The 16,385-nt window shown below is 72.6% G+C and carries 18 protein-coding genes; 1 reads left to right on the top strand and 17 read right to left on the bottom strand.

Going from position 1 to position 16,385, the window contains the following annotated elements:
- Positions 1-32 precede the first annotated feature (32 nt).
- The 11 genes from ACZ7LK_RS09415 to ACZ7LK_RS09365 form a co-directional block, all read right to left on the bottom strand.
- Positions 33-329 carry an antibiotic biosynthesis monooxygenase family protein gene (locus ACZ7LK_RS09415; protein ID WP_471139302.1) on the bottom strand — a complete coding sequence of 99 codons (297 nt, stop codon included), beginning with the start codon at positions 327-329 and terminating at the stop codon, positions 33-35.
- Complete coding sequence (locus ACZ7LK_RS09410; protein WP_471139299.1) at positions 326-1,165, bottom strand: NAD(P)H-binding protein; 840 nt, start codon at positions 1,163-1,165, stop codon at positions 326-328. Before ACZ7LK_RS09410 ends, ACZ7LK_RS09415 begins: the two co-directional genes overlap by 4 nt.
- Positions 1,166-1,219: 54 nt before the next feature.
- Positions 1,220-2,164 (bottom strand): NADP-dependent oxidoreductase, encoded by a 945-nt coding sequence (locus tag ACZ7LK_RS09405; RefSeq protein ID WP_392272053.1) that lies wholly within the window; start codon positions 2,162-2,164, stop codon positions 1,220-1,222.
- Positions 2,161-2,673, bottom strand: a complete 513-nt coding sequence (locus tag ACZ7LK_RS09400; protein WP_471139295.1) for a quercetin 2,3-dioxygenase — start codon at positions 2,671-2,673, stop codon at positions 2,161-2,163. The genes ACZ7LK_RS09405 and ACZ7LK_RS09400 overlap by 4 nt, the downstream gene beginning before the upstream one ends.
- Before the next feature lie 17 nt (positions 2,674-2,690).
- Positions 2,691-4,340 (bottom strand): benzoylformate decarboxylase, encoded by a 1,650-nt coding sequence (mdlC, locus tag ACZ7LK_RS09395; protein ID WP_471139292.1) that lies wholly within the window; start codon positions 4,338-4,340, stop codon positions 2,691-2,693.
- 24 nt (positions 4,341-4,364) lie between these two features.
- Positions 4,365-5,546: an MFS transporter gene (locus ACZ7LK_RS09390; protein WP_392272056.1), complete on the bottom strand. Its 1,182-nt coding sequence runs from the start codon at positions 5,544-5,546 to the stop codon at positions 4,365-4,367.
- A 185-nt stretch (positions 5,547-5,731) separates the two neighbouring features.
- Positions 5,732-6,040: a muconolactone Delta-isomerase gene (locus tag ACZ7LK_RS09385; RefSeq protein WP_392272057.1), complete on the bottom strand. Its 309-nt coding sequence runs from the start codon at positions 6,038-6,040 to the stop codon at positions 5,732-5,734.
- Between the two features lie 4 nt (positions 6,041-6,044).
- Complete coding sequence (locus ACZ7LK_RS09380) at positions 6,045-7,079, bottom strand: ankyrin repeat domain-containing protein (RefSeq protein ID WP_392272058.1); 1,035 nt, start codon at positions 7,077-7,079, stop codon at positions 6,045-6,047.
- Entirely contained in the window at positions 7,079-7,525 is a 447-nt protein-coding gene (locus tag ACZ7LK_RS09375) for a nuclear transport factor 2 family protein (protein WP_392272059.1), read from the bottom strand. Before ACZ7LK_RS09375 ends, ACZ7LK_RS09380 begins: the two co-directional genes overlap by 1 nt.
- Positions 7,526-7,616: 91 nt before the next feature.
- On the bottom strand, positions 7,617-8,078 hold the full coding sequence (locus tag ACZ7LK_RS09370) for a nuclear transport factor 2 family protein (protein ID WP_392272060.1): 462 nt from the start codon (positions 8,076-8,078) through the stop codon (positions 7,617-7,619).
- A complete protein-coding gene (locus ACZ7LK_RS09365) occupies positions 8,075-9,271 on the bottom strand; it encodes a low temperature requirement protein A (RefSeq protein WP_471139286.1) in 1,197 nt (398 codons plus the stop codon). Before ACZ7LK_RS09365 ends, ACZ7LK_RS09370 begins: the two co-directional genes overlap by 4 nt.
- 374 nt (positions 9,272-9,645) lie before the next feature.
- Between ACZ7LK_RS09365 and ACZ7LK_RS09360 the strand changes: the two genes are divergently transcribed.
- Entirely contained in the window at positions 9,646-10,620 is a 975-nt protein-coding gene (locus ACZ7LK_RS09360) for an SMP-30/gluconolactonase/LRE family protein (RefSeq protein WP_392272062.1), read from the top strand.
- Between the two features lie 71 nt (positions 10,621-10,691).
- On the opposite strand, the gene ACZ7LK_RS09355 is transcribed toward ACZ7LK_RS09360, so the two are convergent.
- The 6 genes from ACZ7LK_RS09355 to ku all read right to left on the bottom strand — a co-directional run bounded on the left by ACZ7LK_RS09355 (position 10,692) and on the right by ku (position 16,374).
- Positions 10,692-11,960 (bottom strand): MFS transporter, encoded by a 1,269-nt coding sequence (locus ACZ7LK_RS09355; RefSeq protein WP_392272063.1) that lies wholly within the window; start codon positions 11,958-11,960, stop codon positions 10,692-10,694.
- Positions 11,961-12,010: 50 nt separating this feature from the next.
- A complete protein-coding gene (locus tag ACZ7LK_RS09350; protein ID WP_392272064.1) occupies positions 12,011-12,538 on the bottom strand; it encodes a nuclear transport factor 2 family protein in 528 nt (175 codons plus the stop codon).
- A gap of 27 nt (positions 12,539-12,565) precedes the next feature.
- On the bottom strand, positions 12,566-13,045 hold the full coding sequence (locus tag ACZ7LK_RS09345; RefSeq protein WP_392272065.1) for a nuclear transport factor 2 family protein: 480 nt from the start codon (positions 13,043-13,045) through the stop codon (positions 12,566-12,568).
- Between the two features lie 41 nt (positions 13,046-13,086).
- Positions 13,087-13,794, bottom strand: coding sequence for an SDR family oxidoreductase (locus ACZ7LK_RS09340; protein ID WP_392272066.1), 708 nt, complete (start codon positions 13,792-13,794; stop codon positions 13,087-13,089).
- A 91-nt stretch (positions 13,795-13,885) separates the two neighbouring features.
- Entirely contained in the window at positions 13,886-15,106 is a 1,221-nt protein-coding gene (gene glgA, locus ACZ7LK_RS09335) for a glycogen synthase (RefSeq protein ID WP_392272067.1), read from the bottom strand.
- A gap of 215 nt (positions 15,107-15,321) precedes the next feature.
- Positions 15,322-16,374: a non-homologous end joining protein Ku gene (gene ku, locus ACZ7LK_RS09330; RefSeq protein ID WP_469463072.1), complete on the bottom strand. Its 1,053-nt coding sequence runs from the start codon at positions 16,372-16,374 to the stop codon at positions 15,322-15,324.
- Positions 16,375-16,385 lie beyond the last annotated feature (11 nt).

The raw sequence follows: 16,385 nt of genomic DNA, 5'->3' as shown, positions 1-16,385 counted from the left end.
CCCTTGGGGGTGGTGCGGTGGACCCGGTGGGGTCAGCGGGCGACCTTGGCGTAACGCGCCGACCGGACCGTGGTCTTGTCGACGGCGGCCAGGAAGTCCTGCGTCTCGGCGGCGCCGAAGAAGCCGTTCATGGTGGCGTCGGCGTCCTCGGGGGTGGCCCAGTGGACGATCACCAGGTACTCGCCGTCCTCGCTGCGCGAGACCTCGCGGGAGACGAATCCGGGGCGCCGGACCATGTACTCGGTCTCGACCTTGCGGTCGAGGTCCTCGAACACGGCGGTCTCGGTGCCGGGCACGAGCTTGAACTGCACGGTCTCTATGGTGCTCATGGCGAGTCCTCCTGGAAGGCGTCGGCGTGGGCGCGGGCCCACTGGTCGAAGGTGCGGGGCGGCCGGCCGAGGAGTTCGGCGACGGTGGGCCGGACGCGGGAGTCGTCGAGGGTGCCGTCCGCGTAGTAGCGGAAGAAGGCGTCGATGTACTCGGGGGGCGTGCCGTCGCTCTCCATCTCCTTGCGGGCCTCGGCGTCGCTCAGGCCTTCGAAGCGCAGGGGGCGTCCGAGGACCTCGCCGAGGATCCGCACCCGGTCGGCGGGGAGCAGCGGTTCGGGGCCGCTGACGGCGTGGGCGCGGCCGAAGTGGCCGGGGTCGAGCAGGACGTGCGCGGCGACGGCGGCGATGTCGTACGGGTCGATCATGGCGACGGCCACGTCCGGGAACGGGGCGCGCACCAGGTCGCCGGCCGCGAGCTGCGCGGTCCACTGGAAGGTGTTGGACATGAAGCCGCTGGGCCGCAGGATCGTCCAGGGCAGTCCGGAGTCCCGTACCGCCTCCTCGGAGACGATCATGAAGCGCGAGATGGCGTTGTCCATGTCGCCGTCCGGGGCGGCGATGCTGGAGAGCAGGACCACGTGCTCGACCCCGGCACGGGCGAACTCGGCGAGCAGGCCCGGCATGTCGGCGTACCCGGGCAGCAGGAACACCGCCCGGACGCCGTCGAGCGCGTCGCGCAGGGACGCGGGGCGGTTCAGGTCCCCGACGGCCGCCTGGGCCCCGGCCGGGGGTTCGGCGGCGTTCCTGACCAGGGCGCGTACCGGCCGGCCGGAGCCGGCCAGCCTCGCGGTCAGCTCGCCGCCGACGTGGCCGGTGGCTCCGGTCACCAGGATCATGGGGGCTCCTCGGGTCGGGTGAGGTCGGATCGGATCTGGTCAGGTCGGGTCAGGTCAGGTCAGGTCGAGGACGAGGCGGCCGCGGACGTGGCCCTGCTCGCCGAGTGCGTGCGCCTTTGCCACCTCCTGAAGCGGGAAGGTCCGCTGGATCTCGGGGCGGATGCTCCCGGCGGCGAGCAGGCCCGCGAGCCGGTCGAGGACCGGGCCGTCGGGGTGGACGTAGGTGAAGGCGGCGCGCACGCCGTGGTCCTGGGCGGTCCGCCGGTGATCGGGGCCCTCGCCCTTGAGGGTGACGAGGGTGCCGCCGGGCCGTACCACGTCGAGCAGCCGGTGGAACTCGGGCCCGCCCATGGGATCGACCGCCAGATCCACGTCCGTGACCTCCTTCCCCAGGGGCACGGTCCGGTAGTCGACGGCCCGCTGGGCGCCGAGGGAGCGGACGAAGTCGTGGTTGGCGGGGGACGCGGTGCCGATGACCTCGGCGCCGGCGCCGGCCGCGAGCTGCACCGCGATGTGCCCCACTCCCCCGGCGGCGCCGGACACCAGGACGCGGTCGCCCGCCTTCAGGGCGCCGTGCTCGAAGAGCGTCTGCCAGGCGGTGAGCCCGACCATGGGCAGCGACGCGGCCACCACGTGGTCCACCCCGTCCGGCTTGGCGGCGAGTTCCCCCTCCGGCGCGACGGCGTACTCGGCGTACCCGCCCGCCAGGGCCGGGAAGCGCGGCATGCCGAACACGGCGTCGCCCTCGGTGAACCGCCGGACGCCCGGGCCGGTGGCGGCCACCGTGCCCGAGACGTCCCAGCCGAGCACGGCGGGGAACCGTTCGACGCCGACGCCCCGCCCGGCCCGGGTCGCCCAGTCGATGGCGTTGACGCCGGCCGCGTGGACGCGGACCAGCACCTCGCCCTCGCCGGGCACCGGGACGGGCAGCTCCCGCACGTGGAGGGTGCCGGGGGTGCCGAAGGCGTCGACGACCGCGGCGCGCATGGTCCCCGTCACGGCGCCAGGCGCAGGTCGTGCTTGGGGGCGAACTCCACGATCTGCCGCTTCTGCTCGTCGGTGAGCGGGACCGGGGCCTCGCCGGCCCGCGCCTCCCGGCCGATCTCCATGAAGAACTTCTCCAGGTACGCCGGGGTGAACAGGAACAGCATCCGGCTGGTGTGGAGGCCGACGTTGCGGAAGCGGTGGCGGGTGCCGCGCGGCACGAAGACGAAGTCGCCGTCGTGGGCGGTGAAGGTCTTCTCGCCGTTGAGGAACTCGATGTCGCCGTTGAGGATGTAGAACGCCTCGTCGGCGTGCGGGTGGATGTGCGACGGCGGGCCGCCGCCGGGCGGGACGGACGCCTCGGCGAAGGTGAGCGACCCGCCCGTGTTCTCGCGGGTGGCCTTGAAGGTGTAGATGGCGTCGCCGAACCAGTACGTCGGGCCGGTGCCCGCCGGGTGGTGGACGACGTCGCCCTCGGGGTGGGGGCCGGTGGCCCCCGTGGTGGGCTGCGCGGTGGTGGTCATCTGGGTCTCCCGGGGGGTCAGAGGCGGAACAGGCCGGGGTCGGCGACCACGACGTCGAGCAGGACCGGGCCGTCGGCGCTCAGCGACTCGCGCAGCGCCGCCTGGAGGCCCTCGGGCGTCTCCACGCGTTCGCCGCGCACGCCGAAGCCGCGGGCGAGCTGGGCCATGTCGACGCCGCTGAGGTCGTACCCCTTCTCCCAGGACTTCTGGTCCTGGAGGTAGTACTTCAGCGACAGGTAGCCGGCGTTGTCGGGGATGACGAAGGTGACCGGCAGGTTGTGCTGGGCGGCGGTCCACAGGGAGTGCAGGGTGTACTGGGCCGAGCCCTCGCCGACGACCACGACCGCGCGGCGGTCCGGCCGGGCCAGCGCGTAGCCGACGGCGCCGGCGAACGGGAAGCCGAGGGCGCCGCTGGCGGTGGCGAAGTAGCCGTTGCCGGCGCCGAGCGGGATCTGCTCGTGGAAGTCGGCGCGGGCGATGGGCAGTTCCTCGAAGAGGACGGCCGTCTCGGGCAGTTCCTTCGACAGCAGGTGGAACAGGTACGCCTGGGTGAGCGGCGTGGACGGCTCCGGTACGGCGACGGGCTCGCGCACGGGGGCCAGCTCGACCCGCTCGCGCTGCTCGACCAGCGGGACCAGGCCGCGGACGACGTCGCCGGGCCGGGCGATGAACGCCGCGTCGGCCAAGGTGGCGGCGGCCGCCTGCGGGTCGTCGGTGACGTGCAGGAACCGCACGTCGGCGGTGAGGGTGGGGCGGGGGCTCCGGTCGAGGCCGGCGGGCGCGGTGGAGAACAGGTCCCACGCGGTGAACAGGGTGAACGCGGGCCCGCCGAGGACGACGACCACGTCATGCTGGGCGGCGAGCCGCTCGTTGATCAGCTCCGGGATGGGCGGCAGGACACCGGCGAACAGCGGGTGGTCCTCCGGGAACGCCCCGCGGTTCCACACCGGGGCGCCCCAGACACGGGCGTTGAGCTTCTCGGCCAGCTCGACCAGCGCGCCGCGCGCGCCCTGGGCGTCCACCGGGCCGCCGGCGATCAGTCCGGGGCGGCGGGCGCCGTTGAGGGCGGCGGCGATGCGCTCCAGGGCGGCGGGCGACGGGACGGTGGCGTCCTCGACGGTGGGGATGCGGACCGGGTCGGGGTCGGCGGGGCGTACGAAGTCGTCCTCGGGGACGGCCACGAAGACGGGCCCCTGGGGCGCCTGCTTGGCGATCCGGTAGGCCTGGGCGATGGTGGCCGGGACGTCCTGGGGGCGGGCGGGTTCGGCGGCCCACTTGATGTACGGCTTGGGGAGCTGGGTGGCGTCCTTGGCGATGAGGAACGGGTCGCCGAGGAGCATCTTGCGGGCCTGCTGGCCGCCGAGGATGACCATGGGGGTCTTGGCGGAGGCGGCGGTGTAGACGCTGCCCATGGCGTTGGCGAGGCCGGGGCCACCGTTGATGATGACGAGCGCGGGCTCACCGGTGGCCTGGGCGTAGCCGTCCGCCATGCCGACGACGGAGGCCTCCTGGAGGCCCATGACGAAGCGGAACTCGTCCTCGGGCCAGGCCTCGAAGAGCTTCATCTCGGTGTGGCTGGGGTTGCTGAAGATGGTCGTCAGACCCAGTCGGCGCAGGACGTCCAGCGTTTCGTCGCGTACGGTCCGGTGGCCGGTTGCCTCGGTCACGGTCATTCTCCTGACGGGGGTGGGTTAGTTGGCGGGGCTTGCCACGACTGTGGGAAGGGTGAGCTTGCGCCCGGCCCAGGTGGCGGGGAGGGCGAGGGCACAGACGATCAGCGCGACGAGAGGGGCGCGGCCGACGTCGTACGTGGCGACCGCCCAGCCGCCGATGGCGGCGCCGGCGGCGATGCCCGCGTTGACGGCGGAGGCGCCGAGGGTGGCGGCGAGGTCGCCGCCGGGGCCGGCGAGGGAGATGATCCGCAACTGGAGCGACGGGACGATGCCGAAGCCGACGAGGCCCCAGGCGGCCAGGGCGAGCGCGGCGAGCACCGGGTTGGAGCCGGTGAGGTGGAGCGCGCCGAGGGCGAGGACCAGGACGGTGTTGCCGACGAGGAGGGTGAGGTCGGCGTTCCGGTCGGCGAACTTCCCGCCGGCGAAGGTGCCGATGGCGCTGGCGAGGCCGAAGACCAGGAGGAAGGCGCTGACGCCGCCGCCGGAGATGCCGGTGACCTCCTCCAGGTAGGGGGCGAGGTAGGTGAAGGCGGTGAACTGCCCGCCGAGCAGCAGCAGTCCGATGCCGAGCATGGCCAGCACGCGGGGCGCGAAGGCGTGCCGCGCCTGGGCGCGCAGCCCGCCGGAGCCGCTGCCGTCGACCGGGGGGACGAGGGCGAGGACGGCGACGAGGGCGAGGGCGCCGAGGATCACGATGCCGGTGAAGGCGGCGCGCCAGCCGATGGACTGGCCGACGAGCGTGCCGAGGGGGACGCCGATGACGGTGGACACGGCGATGCCGCCGAACACCATGGAGACGGCCTGTCCGCGGCGCTCGGCCGGGACGAGTCCGGCGGCGACGGCCGAGGCGACGCCGATGAACAGTCCGTGGATGGCGCCGGTGACGACCCGCGCGGCCAGCAGCAGGCCGAACGCGGAGGCGAAGACGGCGACGAGGTTGCCGGCGACGAAGACCGCGAGGGCGAGCCACAGCAGGGTGCGGCGGGGCAGCTTGATGGTCGCGGCCGTGACGAGGGGGCCGCCGAGGGAGATGCCGAGCGCGTACGCGGTGACGAGGAGGCCCGCCGTGCCGACGGACACGTCGAGGTCACCGGCGATGAGGCTCAGGACGCCGACGATGACCAGCTCGGCGGTGCCGATCACGAACGCGCCGAGCCCGAGGGCGGCCAGTGCGTGGGTACTGCTGCGGGTCCCGCTCATCCGCGAGCCCCTCCTTCGTTTTCCGTTCGGACGGTGTGTGCGCACGCCCCGCGGCCGCCCGGCCGCGCGAGGACGGCGGCGGCCGGACGGCGTGGGGGTGGGGGTGTGGGGGTGGGGGTGGGGGTGTGGGGGTGATGGTGTGGGGGGCGGGCGCGGGCCGCCGGCCGGGGCCGGGCGGGCTCCGCTCAGACCTTGTAGCGCTGCTTGACGTCCTCGGCGAAGCCGAGGTAGTCCCGCAGCGGCCAGACCTGCTCGAACTCCAGGTACTCGCGCATGGGCAGGCGGCCCAGGGCGGTGCGGTCGAGCTCCTCGGCGTCCGGGGAGTCGATGATGGCGATGACGCGCTTCTGGGCGGCCACCTTCCAGATGCCCACGCAGAAGCCGGAGTCGACCGTCTCCTGGGCGTGGACCGCCTCTTCCTGCTCCAGCTCCCACAGCTCGTCGAGCGTGAGCCGGCCCTCGTGCTTCCACTTCATCTGGACGTAGAACAGCATGGGGTCACTTCCCGTCGGTGTCGCGGATCAGTGCGGTGAGCGCGTGGTCGGCGCCGAACACCTCGACCGCGAGATCGAGCGGCGTCTTGCCGTCGTGCCCGACCAGGTCGAGCCGGGCGCCGGCGCCGACGAGGATGCGGACGCACTCCTCGTAGCCGTGCCACAGGGCGTCGTGCAGCGGGGTGTAGCCGTTCGTGGCGCCCTGGAAGTCCAGGTCGATGCCGGGCCGGCCGACGAGCTGCGCGGTGATGTCGGCGTGGCCGTTGTAGACCGCCTTGTGCAGCGGTACGGCGCCGAAGGTGGGCTCCACGGCGTTGACGTCGGCGCCCGCCTCCAGCAGCAGGGCGACGATCTCGCCGTGGCCGTCGCGGGAGGCGACCAGCAGCGGGGTGTGCCAGTCGTTGAAGCCGCCCAGGAAGGGGAAGCGCTCGTCGACCTCGGCGCCGGCGTCCAGCAGTTTGCGGACGCGGGCGGTGTCGCCGTCGGCGGTGGCGGCCATCAGCTCCTGGCGGGCCACCGCCGCCTCGTCGCTCGCGCGCCGGGCGTCGAGGTGCCGCTCGGCCTCCAGCAGCTTGTCCTTGCCGAAGGTGTTGACGTTCAGCTCGTACTGGAAGTGCTGCTCCAGCGAGAAGCCGTAGTGCGTGTACACCTTGAGGGAGGCGCCCCGGTCGAGCAGGTACGCGGCGATGTCCGGGTACTTGTACCAGAGGGCGTCCATCAGGGCGGTGTGCCCGGTGGTGGGCGCGACGGCGTCGACGAACGCGCCGGCCTCGACCAGGGCGCGCACCACGTCGAGACTGCCGCCCTGGCAGGCCTTGTGCAGGGCGGTGGCGCCGGCGCGGGTGTCGGCGGTGTGGACGTCGGCGCCCGCGCCGATCAGCGCGCGGACGGTCGGGGCGTCGGCCTGACCGGCGGCGATCATCAGCACGGTCAGCCCGCTGGCGGTGTCCCGGGTGGACGGGTCGGCGCCGGCGGCCAGCAGCCCCGCCACGTCGGCGGTGTCGCGGTCGCGGACCGCCGCGACGAGGTCGGCGCTCATCAGGCGGCCACCTGCCCGGAGGTGTCACCGCGCAGGGCGCGGATGATGGTGGACGGGTCGGTGTAGGACTTCCAGCGGACGATCCGCCCGTCGCGCACGGTCAGCCACTGGACGAATTCGATCTCGAATTCCAGCCCGGTGCTCCGCACCACGGACAGCTCGTGGATGACGCCCGCCGCGTTCTCGCCGTCGACCGACAGGTTGACCAGCTTCTCGAACTTGATCTCGCATTCCCCGGAGAAGATCTGGAGGCTGGCGAGGACCGCGTCGCGGCCGCGGATCGTGCCGATCCACTTCATGTCGTCGTTGTAGCCGGGGACCGGCGTGTAGTTGATCCACTCGACATCGTCGGCGAGCAGTCCGAGACACGTCTCGAAATCCCCGGAGGAGAGCGCGTCGAACCAGCGCTGGGCGACGATGCGCGTCGCTGCCGTGAGGTCACTCATGTGTACTCCTCGATAAGCCCGAGAGAATTCCCAGAAGATAGTGGTTCCGTTTTCGGCTGCTCGCCAACAATGTGCCGCGGACTTTCTGGGGTCAGGATTCCTGTGACTTCGCGGCCATGGTGAGCAGTTGCTGGTTCCCGTCCGCCCAGGTCGCCGTCATGACGATGTCGGAGATGCGCCAGCCGCTGTCGGTGCGCACGAGCGCAAAGCGGTAGTGGCCGCCGAGGGTCCACAGCGGGCCGCCGTGCTCGTTCGGCAGCCGGTGCGTGGCCTGGAACATGGCGGTGCACACGGCGGTGTCGCCGTCGAGGTCGACGAGGAAGTTGCTGAACACGTGCTGGGTGGCGGTGAAGCTGCCGAGCAGCCCGGACCAGGCGGCCACCAGGCCCTTGCGGGGGACGACGGCCGGCTCGCCGCCGTTGAGGCTGGTGTAGTCGAGCCGGACCTCGTCCGTGAACACCCGCTCCAGCGCCTCCCAGTCGCGCTGGTCGGTGTACCAGCCCATGCGGGTGCAGGTGTCGATGACGTCAAGTCGATCCGCCGTGGTGCTCATCGGCCGACCACCTCCAGATTCTCCGTGGGTGCGTAACAGGTGTGGCCCGACTGCTTGGTCCACCGGTGCTCGATGAACAGGGCGCAGACGATCAGGGCCCCGAGGGACATCACCTCGCCGACGGCGGCGCCGAAGTGGCCGGCCGGCACGGTGAGGAAGGCCAGCGCGGCGGCCGCGAAGTGGAACCGCTGCGGGCCGATCTTGAGGATGCCGTGGAACCAGGCGATGCCAGCCAGGTAGAGCGCGACGCCGCCGGCCAGGGCGAGGGAGGGGGCGAGCGGCAGCTCGGCGAAGGGGTGCACGATCGTCTTCTTCACGGCCGCGGCGATCAGGATGAGCCCGAGCAGCATCGGGACGTGCGCGTAGAAGAAGGCGGACAGCGCCATGCGGGAGCGGGTGGTGGAGTCCTGGCGCTCCAGGGCGACCTCGGCGCGGCGCGCCTTCTCCGACTCGTTGAAGTACACCCACCACAGGCAGGCCGGGATGACGAAGATGAGTACGGCCGTGGTGACCACGGACAGTCCGGCCGGGGCGCCGTCGGTGCCGATGCCCAGCGCCAGGAAGGAGTCGCCCAGCGCGATGATCATCAGCAGCCCGTGGCGTTCCACGAAGTGGCCGGGTTTCAGGTCGAACCCGGAGACGCCGGTGATGATCGGCGCGAGGATCTCCAGGAGCACGGCGCCGCCCCAGCACGCGTACATCGGCGGCCCGTCGAGGAAGCCGGCGCAGATGATCAGGAGCGCTCCGGTGACGTGGAAGGGCGCGATGCGCAGCATGTTGCGGGCGGCCTTGGGGCCGCTGAAGGCGAACAGGGCCGCGTGGACGCTGACGATCAGCAGGTAGCCGACGCCGAAGGCGACGCCGTCGCCGTGGAAGGCGTTGGGCGTGGTGAGCCCGATGACCAGGAACGAGGCCATGCCGAGGAGCAGCAGCAGCCGCTGGTGCTTGCCGTGCGGCGGGACGTGGTTGGTGAGCCAGGCGTAGCCGCCGTACATCCACCACAGCAGCCAGAAGATCAGCAGGACCTGGAGGACCCCTTCGGGGTTCATGCGGTCGCTGAAGACGCGGGCGAGCTGGGTGAAGTTGAAGACGAACGCGAGGTCGAAGAACAACTCCAGGGTGGTGACCCGCGCCTTGTCATCCAGCGGCGCGTCGTCGCCGGTTTCCCGGGTGAGTTCCGGTGCGAGGGACATGGCCGTGAAGGTAACGGCCGGTTCGGGCGGGGGTCGAAGAAATCGGCTCGACATCATGAAGTCGCGCGGACGCCCGGCGCACCGGTCCGATGCCCGAACACCGGCCCGAATGTTCACGGAACGGCAAAATCCGCCCTTGACATAAGAAAGTCTGCCTGTCCTCGGGCCTCGAAATCGGGGGATTTTCTGCGCCCACACCCTCGGTCCCACCTCAGCTTTCCGGTCGACCGGAAGGTTTTTGGGGGCGCATTTCGGCCCGGCGGTCCGCCGCCGTCCGAAACATAAGGTCTCCCACACCTGGGCGGCTTGGCCCGAAGCCGCCCTTCGAGAGAAGAGAGACACACGTGCACCGCATTCGCCCTTTCCGTTCCCTGATGGCCGCCGGGCTTTCGCTGGCCGGTCTGCTCACCCTGACCGCGATGACCGGCACGGCCGCCGCCGAGGATGACGGCGCCGAGGCCAAGTACGCGGCCGGTACGGCCTTCACGCTGCCCGGTGCCCGGGCCTTCCCCGAGGGCATCGCCGTGGACGCCAGGAACGGCGACTTCTACGTCGGCTCGTACGCCACCGGCGCGATATACCGCACCCCGGCCGGCCAGAAGACCGCCGAGGTGTTCCTCCCGGACGGCACCGACGGACGGACCGTCGCGGCCGGCCTCAAGGTCGACCCGGCCGGCCGGCTGTGGGTCACCGACCCCAAGGGCGTGATGGTCTACGACCTCGCGACCCGCAAGCGCGTCGCGCACTTCGCCGTGTCCGCCCCGGAGGCGTCCCTGCTCAACGACCTGGACATCGCTCCGGACGGCTCGGCCTACGTGACCGACTCGTACCTCGCGGTGGTCTACCGCGTCACCCCGGCGCAGCTCCGGACCGCGATATCGGCGGGCGGCGACGGCGGGACGCTGACCACCGCGTACAACCTGACCGGCGTCATCCCGCCGCAGCCGGCGAAGACGGTGACGCTCAACGGCATCGAGGCCGACGCCGCGGGCGGCTACCTGATCACGGTCGACTCGGCCGGCGGCGGACTGTACAAGATCGACCTGAGATCGGGCGCGATGCAGAAGGTGGCGGGCACCGTCAGCCTCAAGTACGGCGACGGACTGCACCTGGAGTCCGGCCGGGTGTGGGTCGCGCACTACGGCAACGACACGCTGACCCGGCTGCGGCTGAACCCGGACGTCACGTCCTTCACCGTGGAGCGCCAGGTCGTCGATGCCACGCTGGACATGCCGACCACGCTGGTGCGCCGCAACAGCCACCTGTACGTGGTGCGTTCGCAGTTCGACAAGATGGCCGGCGGTACGGCCGAACTCCCGTTCACCATCGCCGACGTGACCGGGTTCTGAGGCCGACGGCGGGGGGACCGGGGGGCCCGCCCCGGTCCCCCCGCCGCTCCTCCGGCCCGGCGGACCCGGCCTCAGCCGGCGGTCGTCACCGGTACGGTCCGCACGTCCCCGGCGCCGCCCGCGCCGCCCCCGTCCGCCGCGCGCGGCCCGGACGCCGGCCCCTGCGGCGCCTTCAGGAACCGGGTGGCCCACACCACGGGCAGCGCGACGACGGCGGCCACCAGGGCGGCCACCGGCACCTCCCCGGTGCCGAAGGAGGCCAGGGCCCAGCCGCCGACCGCCGAGCCCAGCGCCACGCCCACGTTGGCGGCGGACGCCCCGAGCGTGGCGGCCAGGTCGGCGCCCTCACCCGCGAGGGAGATGACCCGGAGCTGGAAGGACGGCGTGACACCGAAACCGACGATGCCCCAGCCGGCCAGGGCCAGCCCCACCAGCCAGGCGCTGGAGCCGAACGCCCACAGCGCGGCCATGGCCACGATCACGACGAGGTTGCCCACCAGCAGGGTGGCGGAGGCGTTGATGTCGGCGAACCGCCCGCCCGCGAACGTACCGATGGCGCTGAACACACCGAAGATCAGCAGGAAGGCGCCCACCGCGCCGCCGGAGATGCCGGTGACGTCCTCCAGGAACGGGGTGAGGTAGGTGAACGCGATGAACTGCGAGCCCATCAGCAGGACCGTGGCCGCCAGCATCGCCAGCACCCGCGGGTGGAAGGCGTGCCGGGCCTGGGCGCGGAGCCCGTCGGCGGTGCTGTGCTCGACCCGCGGCACGCACAGCAGGGTGGCCACCAGCGCGAGCACACCGAGCACGACGACGCTGCCGAAGGTGGCCTGCCAGCCCATGCCCTGCCCGATCAGGGTGCCCAGCGGCACGCCGATGACCGTCGAGACGGAGATGCCGCCGAAGACCAGGCCGACGGCCTGGCCGCGGTGCTCCGGGGCCACCAGGCCGGTCGCCACGGTGGACGCGGCGCCGAGGTAGAGGCCGTGGATGGCGCCGCACAGCACGCGGGCGGCCACCAGCAGGCCGAAGGCCGCGGAGAACACGGCGATCAGGTTGCCCGCGACGAAGAGGGCGAGCGCGACCAGCAGCAGCGTCCGGCGGGACAGCCGGATGGTCGCCGCCGTCACCACCGGACCGCCGAGGGAGACGCCGAGCGCGTACGCGGTGACCAGGAGGCCGGCCGTGCTGACGGAGATGTCCAGGTCACCGGCGATCAGGCTGAGCACGCCGACGATGACGAGTTCGGCGGTCCCGATGACGAACGCGCCGAGGCCGAGCGCGGCCAGCGCCGGTTTGTTGCGGGTCGGGCCGGGCCCGGTTCCGGTTGCGGTGCTCATACGGGAGCCCTTCTGGTTCGTCGGTGCTTCGGCTGGGGGGACGCGTGTGCTCACGCGTACTGGAGGTTCAGCTTCTCGATGCGCCCGTCGCGGACGTCGAACTCGTAGGTGGCCTCGAAGCCGCCGTCGCCGCCGGGGGCGAAGCGGACGAGGAGCGTGGTGCCGTTGCTCTTGGGGGTGTTCTTCAGGACGGTGAGCCTGCCGCCGATGACCTCGTTGCGGGCCCAGTCGCGGATCTCGTCGTGCCCGGTGAACTCCCGCCCCACGTCGGTCAGTTCGGCGTCCGGGTGGAAGGCGTCGACCAGTGCGTCGAGGTCCTCGGCGGCCACGGCGTCGACGTAGGCCTGGGCGGCGGGGTCGACGGCATCGTTGTCGGGCGCCGCCTGCTTGGAGGCCGCGGGAGAGGCGGACGTCGCCGCCCCGGGCGCGGTCCCGCCGGGGGTGGACGGTGCGGCGGCCGCCGCGGGCCGGTCCGCGGTCGCGTCGCCGCCGCCACCGTCGTCGGAGCAGGCGGTGGCGGTGGCGCCCAGCAGCAGGGCGGCGGTGAGGACGGCCGGGGGTGTCAGGCGCTTTCTCATGGGGTTCCTCCCTGGGAGGGTCGGGGGTCAGGCGTAGCTCATGGACACGCCGTGGATGAGCCCGTCCCTGAGCGTGAACTCGTAGCGGGCCCGGAACCCGGCGAGCAGGCCCTCGGGGTCGAACCGCAGCAGCACGGTCGAGCCGTTGGCGCCCGGGGTGTTGCCGAGCACCGTGACCTTGCCGCCGATCACCTCGTCCGCCGCCCACGCGCGGATGGCCTCCCGCCCCTGGAACCGGCGCCCGGTGTCCGTCACCGTGCCGTCCTCGTGGAAGGCGGCGGCCAGGGCGTCCGCGTCCCCGTCGTCCACCGCGTCCACGTAGGCGCGGACGGCCGGGTCGAGGGAGGACAGGGCCTTCGGCTCGTGCGCCTCGGGAGTGGAGCGCAGTGCCTCGCTCGCCGCCGCCTGCACGTAGTCGCTGCTGAACGCCGCCGTGGCACCGAACAGCACGACGGCGGCGATCACGATCCCCGCCGTGCGGCGCCCGCGGCCGGAGGAGAGCTTCATCGTTCTTCCCTTCGTGTACGGGTCGGGGTGCGGGCGGCGGGTCACCACGGGATCCGCCGCCGCTCGCGGAAGAACCCGCCGCTGGGCCCGTCGTCCGGGAGCAGCGCCAGCCAGGTGACGGTGTCCGCCCCCTTCTCCACACCCGTCGGCGCCCACGAGCCGCCCATGTCGGTGCGGACCCAGCCGGGGCAGACCGCGTTGACCTTGACCGAGGGCGGGACGGCGGCGGACACGACGAGGGTGAGCGCGTTGAGCGCGGCCTTGGTGATGCCGTACGCCGCCGGGGAAGGGACGTTGTCGGTCATCGCGCCGAGGCCGGAGGAGACGTTGACGACCCGGCCGTGGCCGCGCCGGACCATGTCGGGGACGAAGGCCCGGCAGGTACGGAAGGCGCCCATCAGGTTGATGTCGACCGTCCGGCGCATCGTCTCCTCGCTGAGGGAGAAGAACGGCTCGGTGGGGTAGACGCCCGCGTTGTTGACGAGCGCGTCGACCTCGACGCCGTCGTCCGCCAGCCGGGCGGCGCACGCCGTGACGCTGTCGCCGTCGGTGATGTCGAGCTGCTCGAACCGGACGGAGAGGCCCTGGCGGGTGAGCTTCTCCGCCGCCGCGCGGCCGCGCGCGGGGTCGCGCGCGGCCAGGACGACGTCGAGCCCCGCGCTGCCGAGCTGGCGGCAGGCTTCCAGGCCGATACCCCGGTTGCCGCCGGTGACCAGCGCGGTGCGGATTGTGTGCGGCGCGTGGGACATGATGACGACGCTAACGGCGTCCGGTACGGCGGGGTCAAAGGTTCCGGCTCGACAACATGAGGTTCACGCGCGGGGGTTCACGCGCGGGGGTTCACGCCCCGGTCAGCCCCTGGTAGACGGCGTGCACCCGGTGCGCCGCCCGTTCCCAGCCGAACCGTTCCTCCGCCCGGGCGCGCCCCGCCGCGCCCATGGCGGCCGCGCGTGCCGGATCGGCCAGGAGCTGGTTGACGGCGGCCGCCAGGTCGGAGGCGAACCGTTTCTCGTCGAGCGGGGTACCGGTCCCGTCCCGCTCCTGCTCGATCGGGACCAGCAGCCCGGTCTCCCCGTCGGCGACGACCTCGGGGATGCCGCCGGTGGCGGTGGCGACGACGGCCGTGCCGCACGCCATGGCCTCCAGGTTGACGATGCCCATCGGCTCGTACAGCGAGGGGCAGACGAACACCGAGGCGTGGGTGAGGAACTGGCGCAGCGACTCCGGGTCGAGCATGCCGTCCACCCGGACGACCCCGCCGCGCACCCGGCCCAGCTCGTCGACCAGGGCGGCGGTCTCCGCCGCGATCTCGGGGGTGTCCGGCTGGCCGCAGCACAGCACGAGCTGGGCGGCCGGGTCGAGCTCGAAGGCGGCGCGCAGCAGTTGCGGCAGCCCCTTCTGGCGGGTCACCCGGCCGACGAACAGCACGATGGGCCGGGTGGGGTCGACGCCGTACCGCTCCAGGGCCGCCACCCGGTGGTCGGGGCGCTGGACGGTGGTGTCGATGCCGTTGTGCACCACGTGGACCCGGTCGGGGTCGACGTCCGGGTAGACGCGGAGGATGTCGTCGCGCATCCCCCGCGAGACGGCGATCACCGCGTCGGCGGCCTCGACCGCGGTGCGCTCCACCCAGGAGGACAGCGCGTACCCGCCACCCAGTTGCTCGGCCTTCCAGGGCCGCAGCGGCTCCAGGCTGTGCATGGTCACCACGTGCGGGACGCCGTACAGGAGCTTGGCCAGGTGCCCGGCGGCGTTGGCGTACCAGGTGTGGCTGTGCACCACGTCCGTGCCCTCGCAGCGGGCCGCCATCTCCACGTTGACCCCCAGGGTGCGCAGCGCCGGGTTGGCGCCCTCCGCCAGGGCGGGTTCGCGGTAGGCCGTGACCCCGGGGGCGGTGCGCGGCTCGCCGAAGCAGTGCACCCGCAGGTCGACCAGCGCGGCCAGCTCCCCGGCCAGTTCGCCGACGTGGACGCCGGCGCCGCCGTAGATCTCGGGCGGGTACTCCTTGGTGAGCAGGTCGACGCGTATCGAGGGCCGGGTGCGGGGAGATGGCGTATTCATGCGTACTTCCTGACGTCGAGGGCCTGAAAGACGGTGCGGCCGCGCCCCGGTGCGGAGCGCGGCCCCGGTGGAAGGCCCACGGCGGCGGTACGGCGGGGCGGTCGTTCCCCCCGCCGCGGTCCCCCCTGTCGCGGACGCTAGCCAATCGCTCCGCCCCCGCGCGTCCCCCCGCCGGGCGGAGCGGCCGCCTCCGCCCGGCGCGGGTGGCTCATCGGTCAGGAGGCCCGCTTGCGGGGCTGTGCCTTCTTCGCGGGGGTCTTCTTGGCGGTGGACTTGGCCGTGGACTTGGCCGTCGACTTGGCCGTGGTCCTCTTCTCGGCCTCCTTGCCGCTCGCCGCGCTCTTCGAGGTGGACTTGCGGGCGGGGGCGGCCTTCTTGGCCGGGCTCCTGGCGGCCGTGGACTTCTTGGCGCCGCTCTCCTTGGGCGCCGCGCGGGCGGATGTCTTCTTCCGGCCGGGCAGCTCGTGGACCGACGCCTCCGCCTCGTCCTCGCCGCGCGCCTCACGGGCCGCGCGGACGCTGTTCTCCAGCGCGGCCATCAGGTCGATGACCTGGCCGCCGGGCTTCTCCTCCTGCGGCGCGGCGACCTCGGTGCCCTCCGCCTTGGCGGCGATCATCTCCTCCACCGCCGTCCGGTAGTCGTCGTGCAGCGTCTCGATGTCGACCTCCCCGAGCGTGTCCATCAGGGCGTCCGCGAGGTCCAGCTCGGCGTCCCGGACGGTCACCGAGGTGTCCGGGGCCACGCCCTCGGGCCGCCGGATCTCGTCCGGCCACAGCAGCCCGTGCATGGCGATGACGTCCTCGACGACCCGCAGCATCCCCAGCCGCTCCCGTCCCCGCAGGGCGAACTTGGCGATCGCCACCCGCTCGCTGCGCTTGAGCGCCTCGCGCAGCAGCGTGTAGGGCTTGGCGGCCGGGACCCCGTTGGCCGACAGGTAGTACGCCGTGTCGATCTGGAGCGGGTCGATCTGCGACGCCGGCACGAAGGCGACGATCTCGATCGTCTTGGCGGTCGGCAGCGGCAGCGAGGCCAGGTCCTCGTCGGTGATCGGGATCATGGTCCCGTCGGCCTCTTCGTACGCCTTGCCGATCTCGTCCGTCGCCACCTCCTCGCCGTCCAGCTCGCACACCTTGCGGTAGCGGATGCGGCCGCCGTCCTCGGTGTGGATCTGCCGGAAGGAGATGGAGCGGTTCTCGGTCGCGTTCACCAGCTTGATCGGGATGCTGACCAGACCGAAGGAGATGGCGCCATTCCAGATGGATCGCACGGTTCATCCCT

It is taken from the genome of Streptomyces sp. NPDC039423 (assembly GCF_055598725.1).
This window is presented reverse-complemented; position numbering and strand designations above follow the sequence as displayed.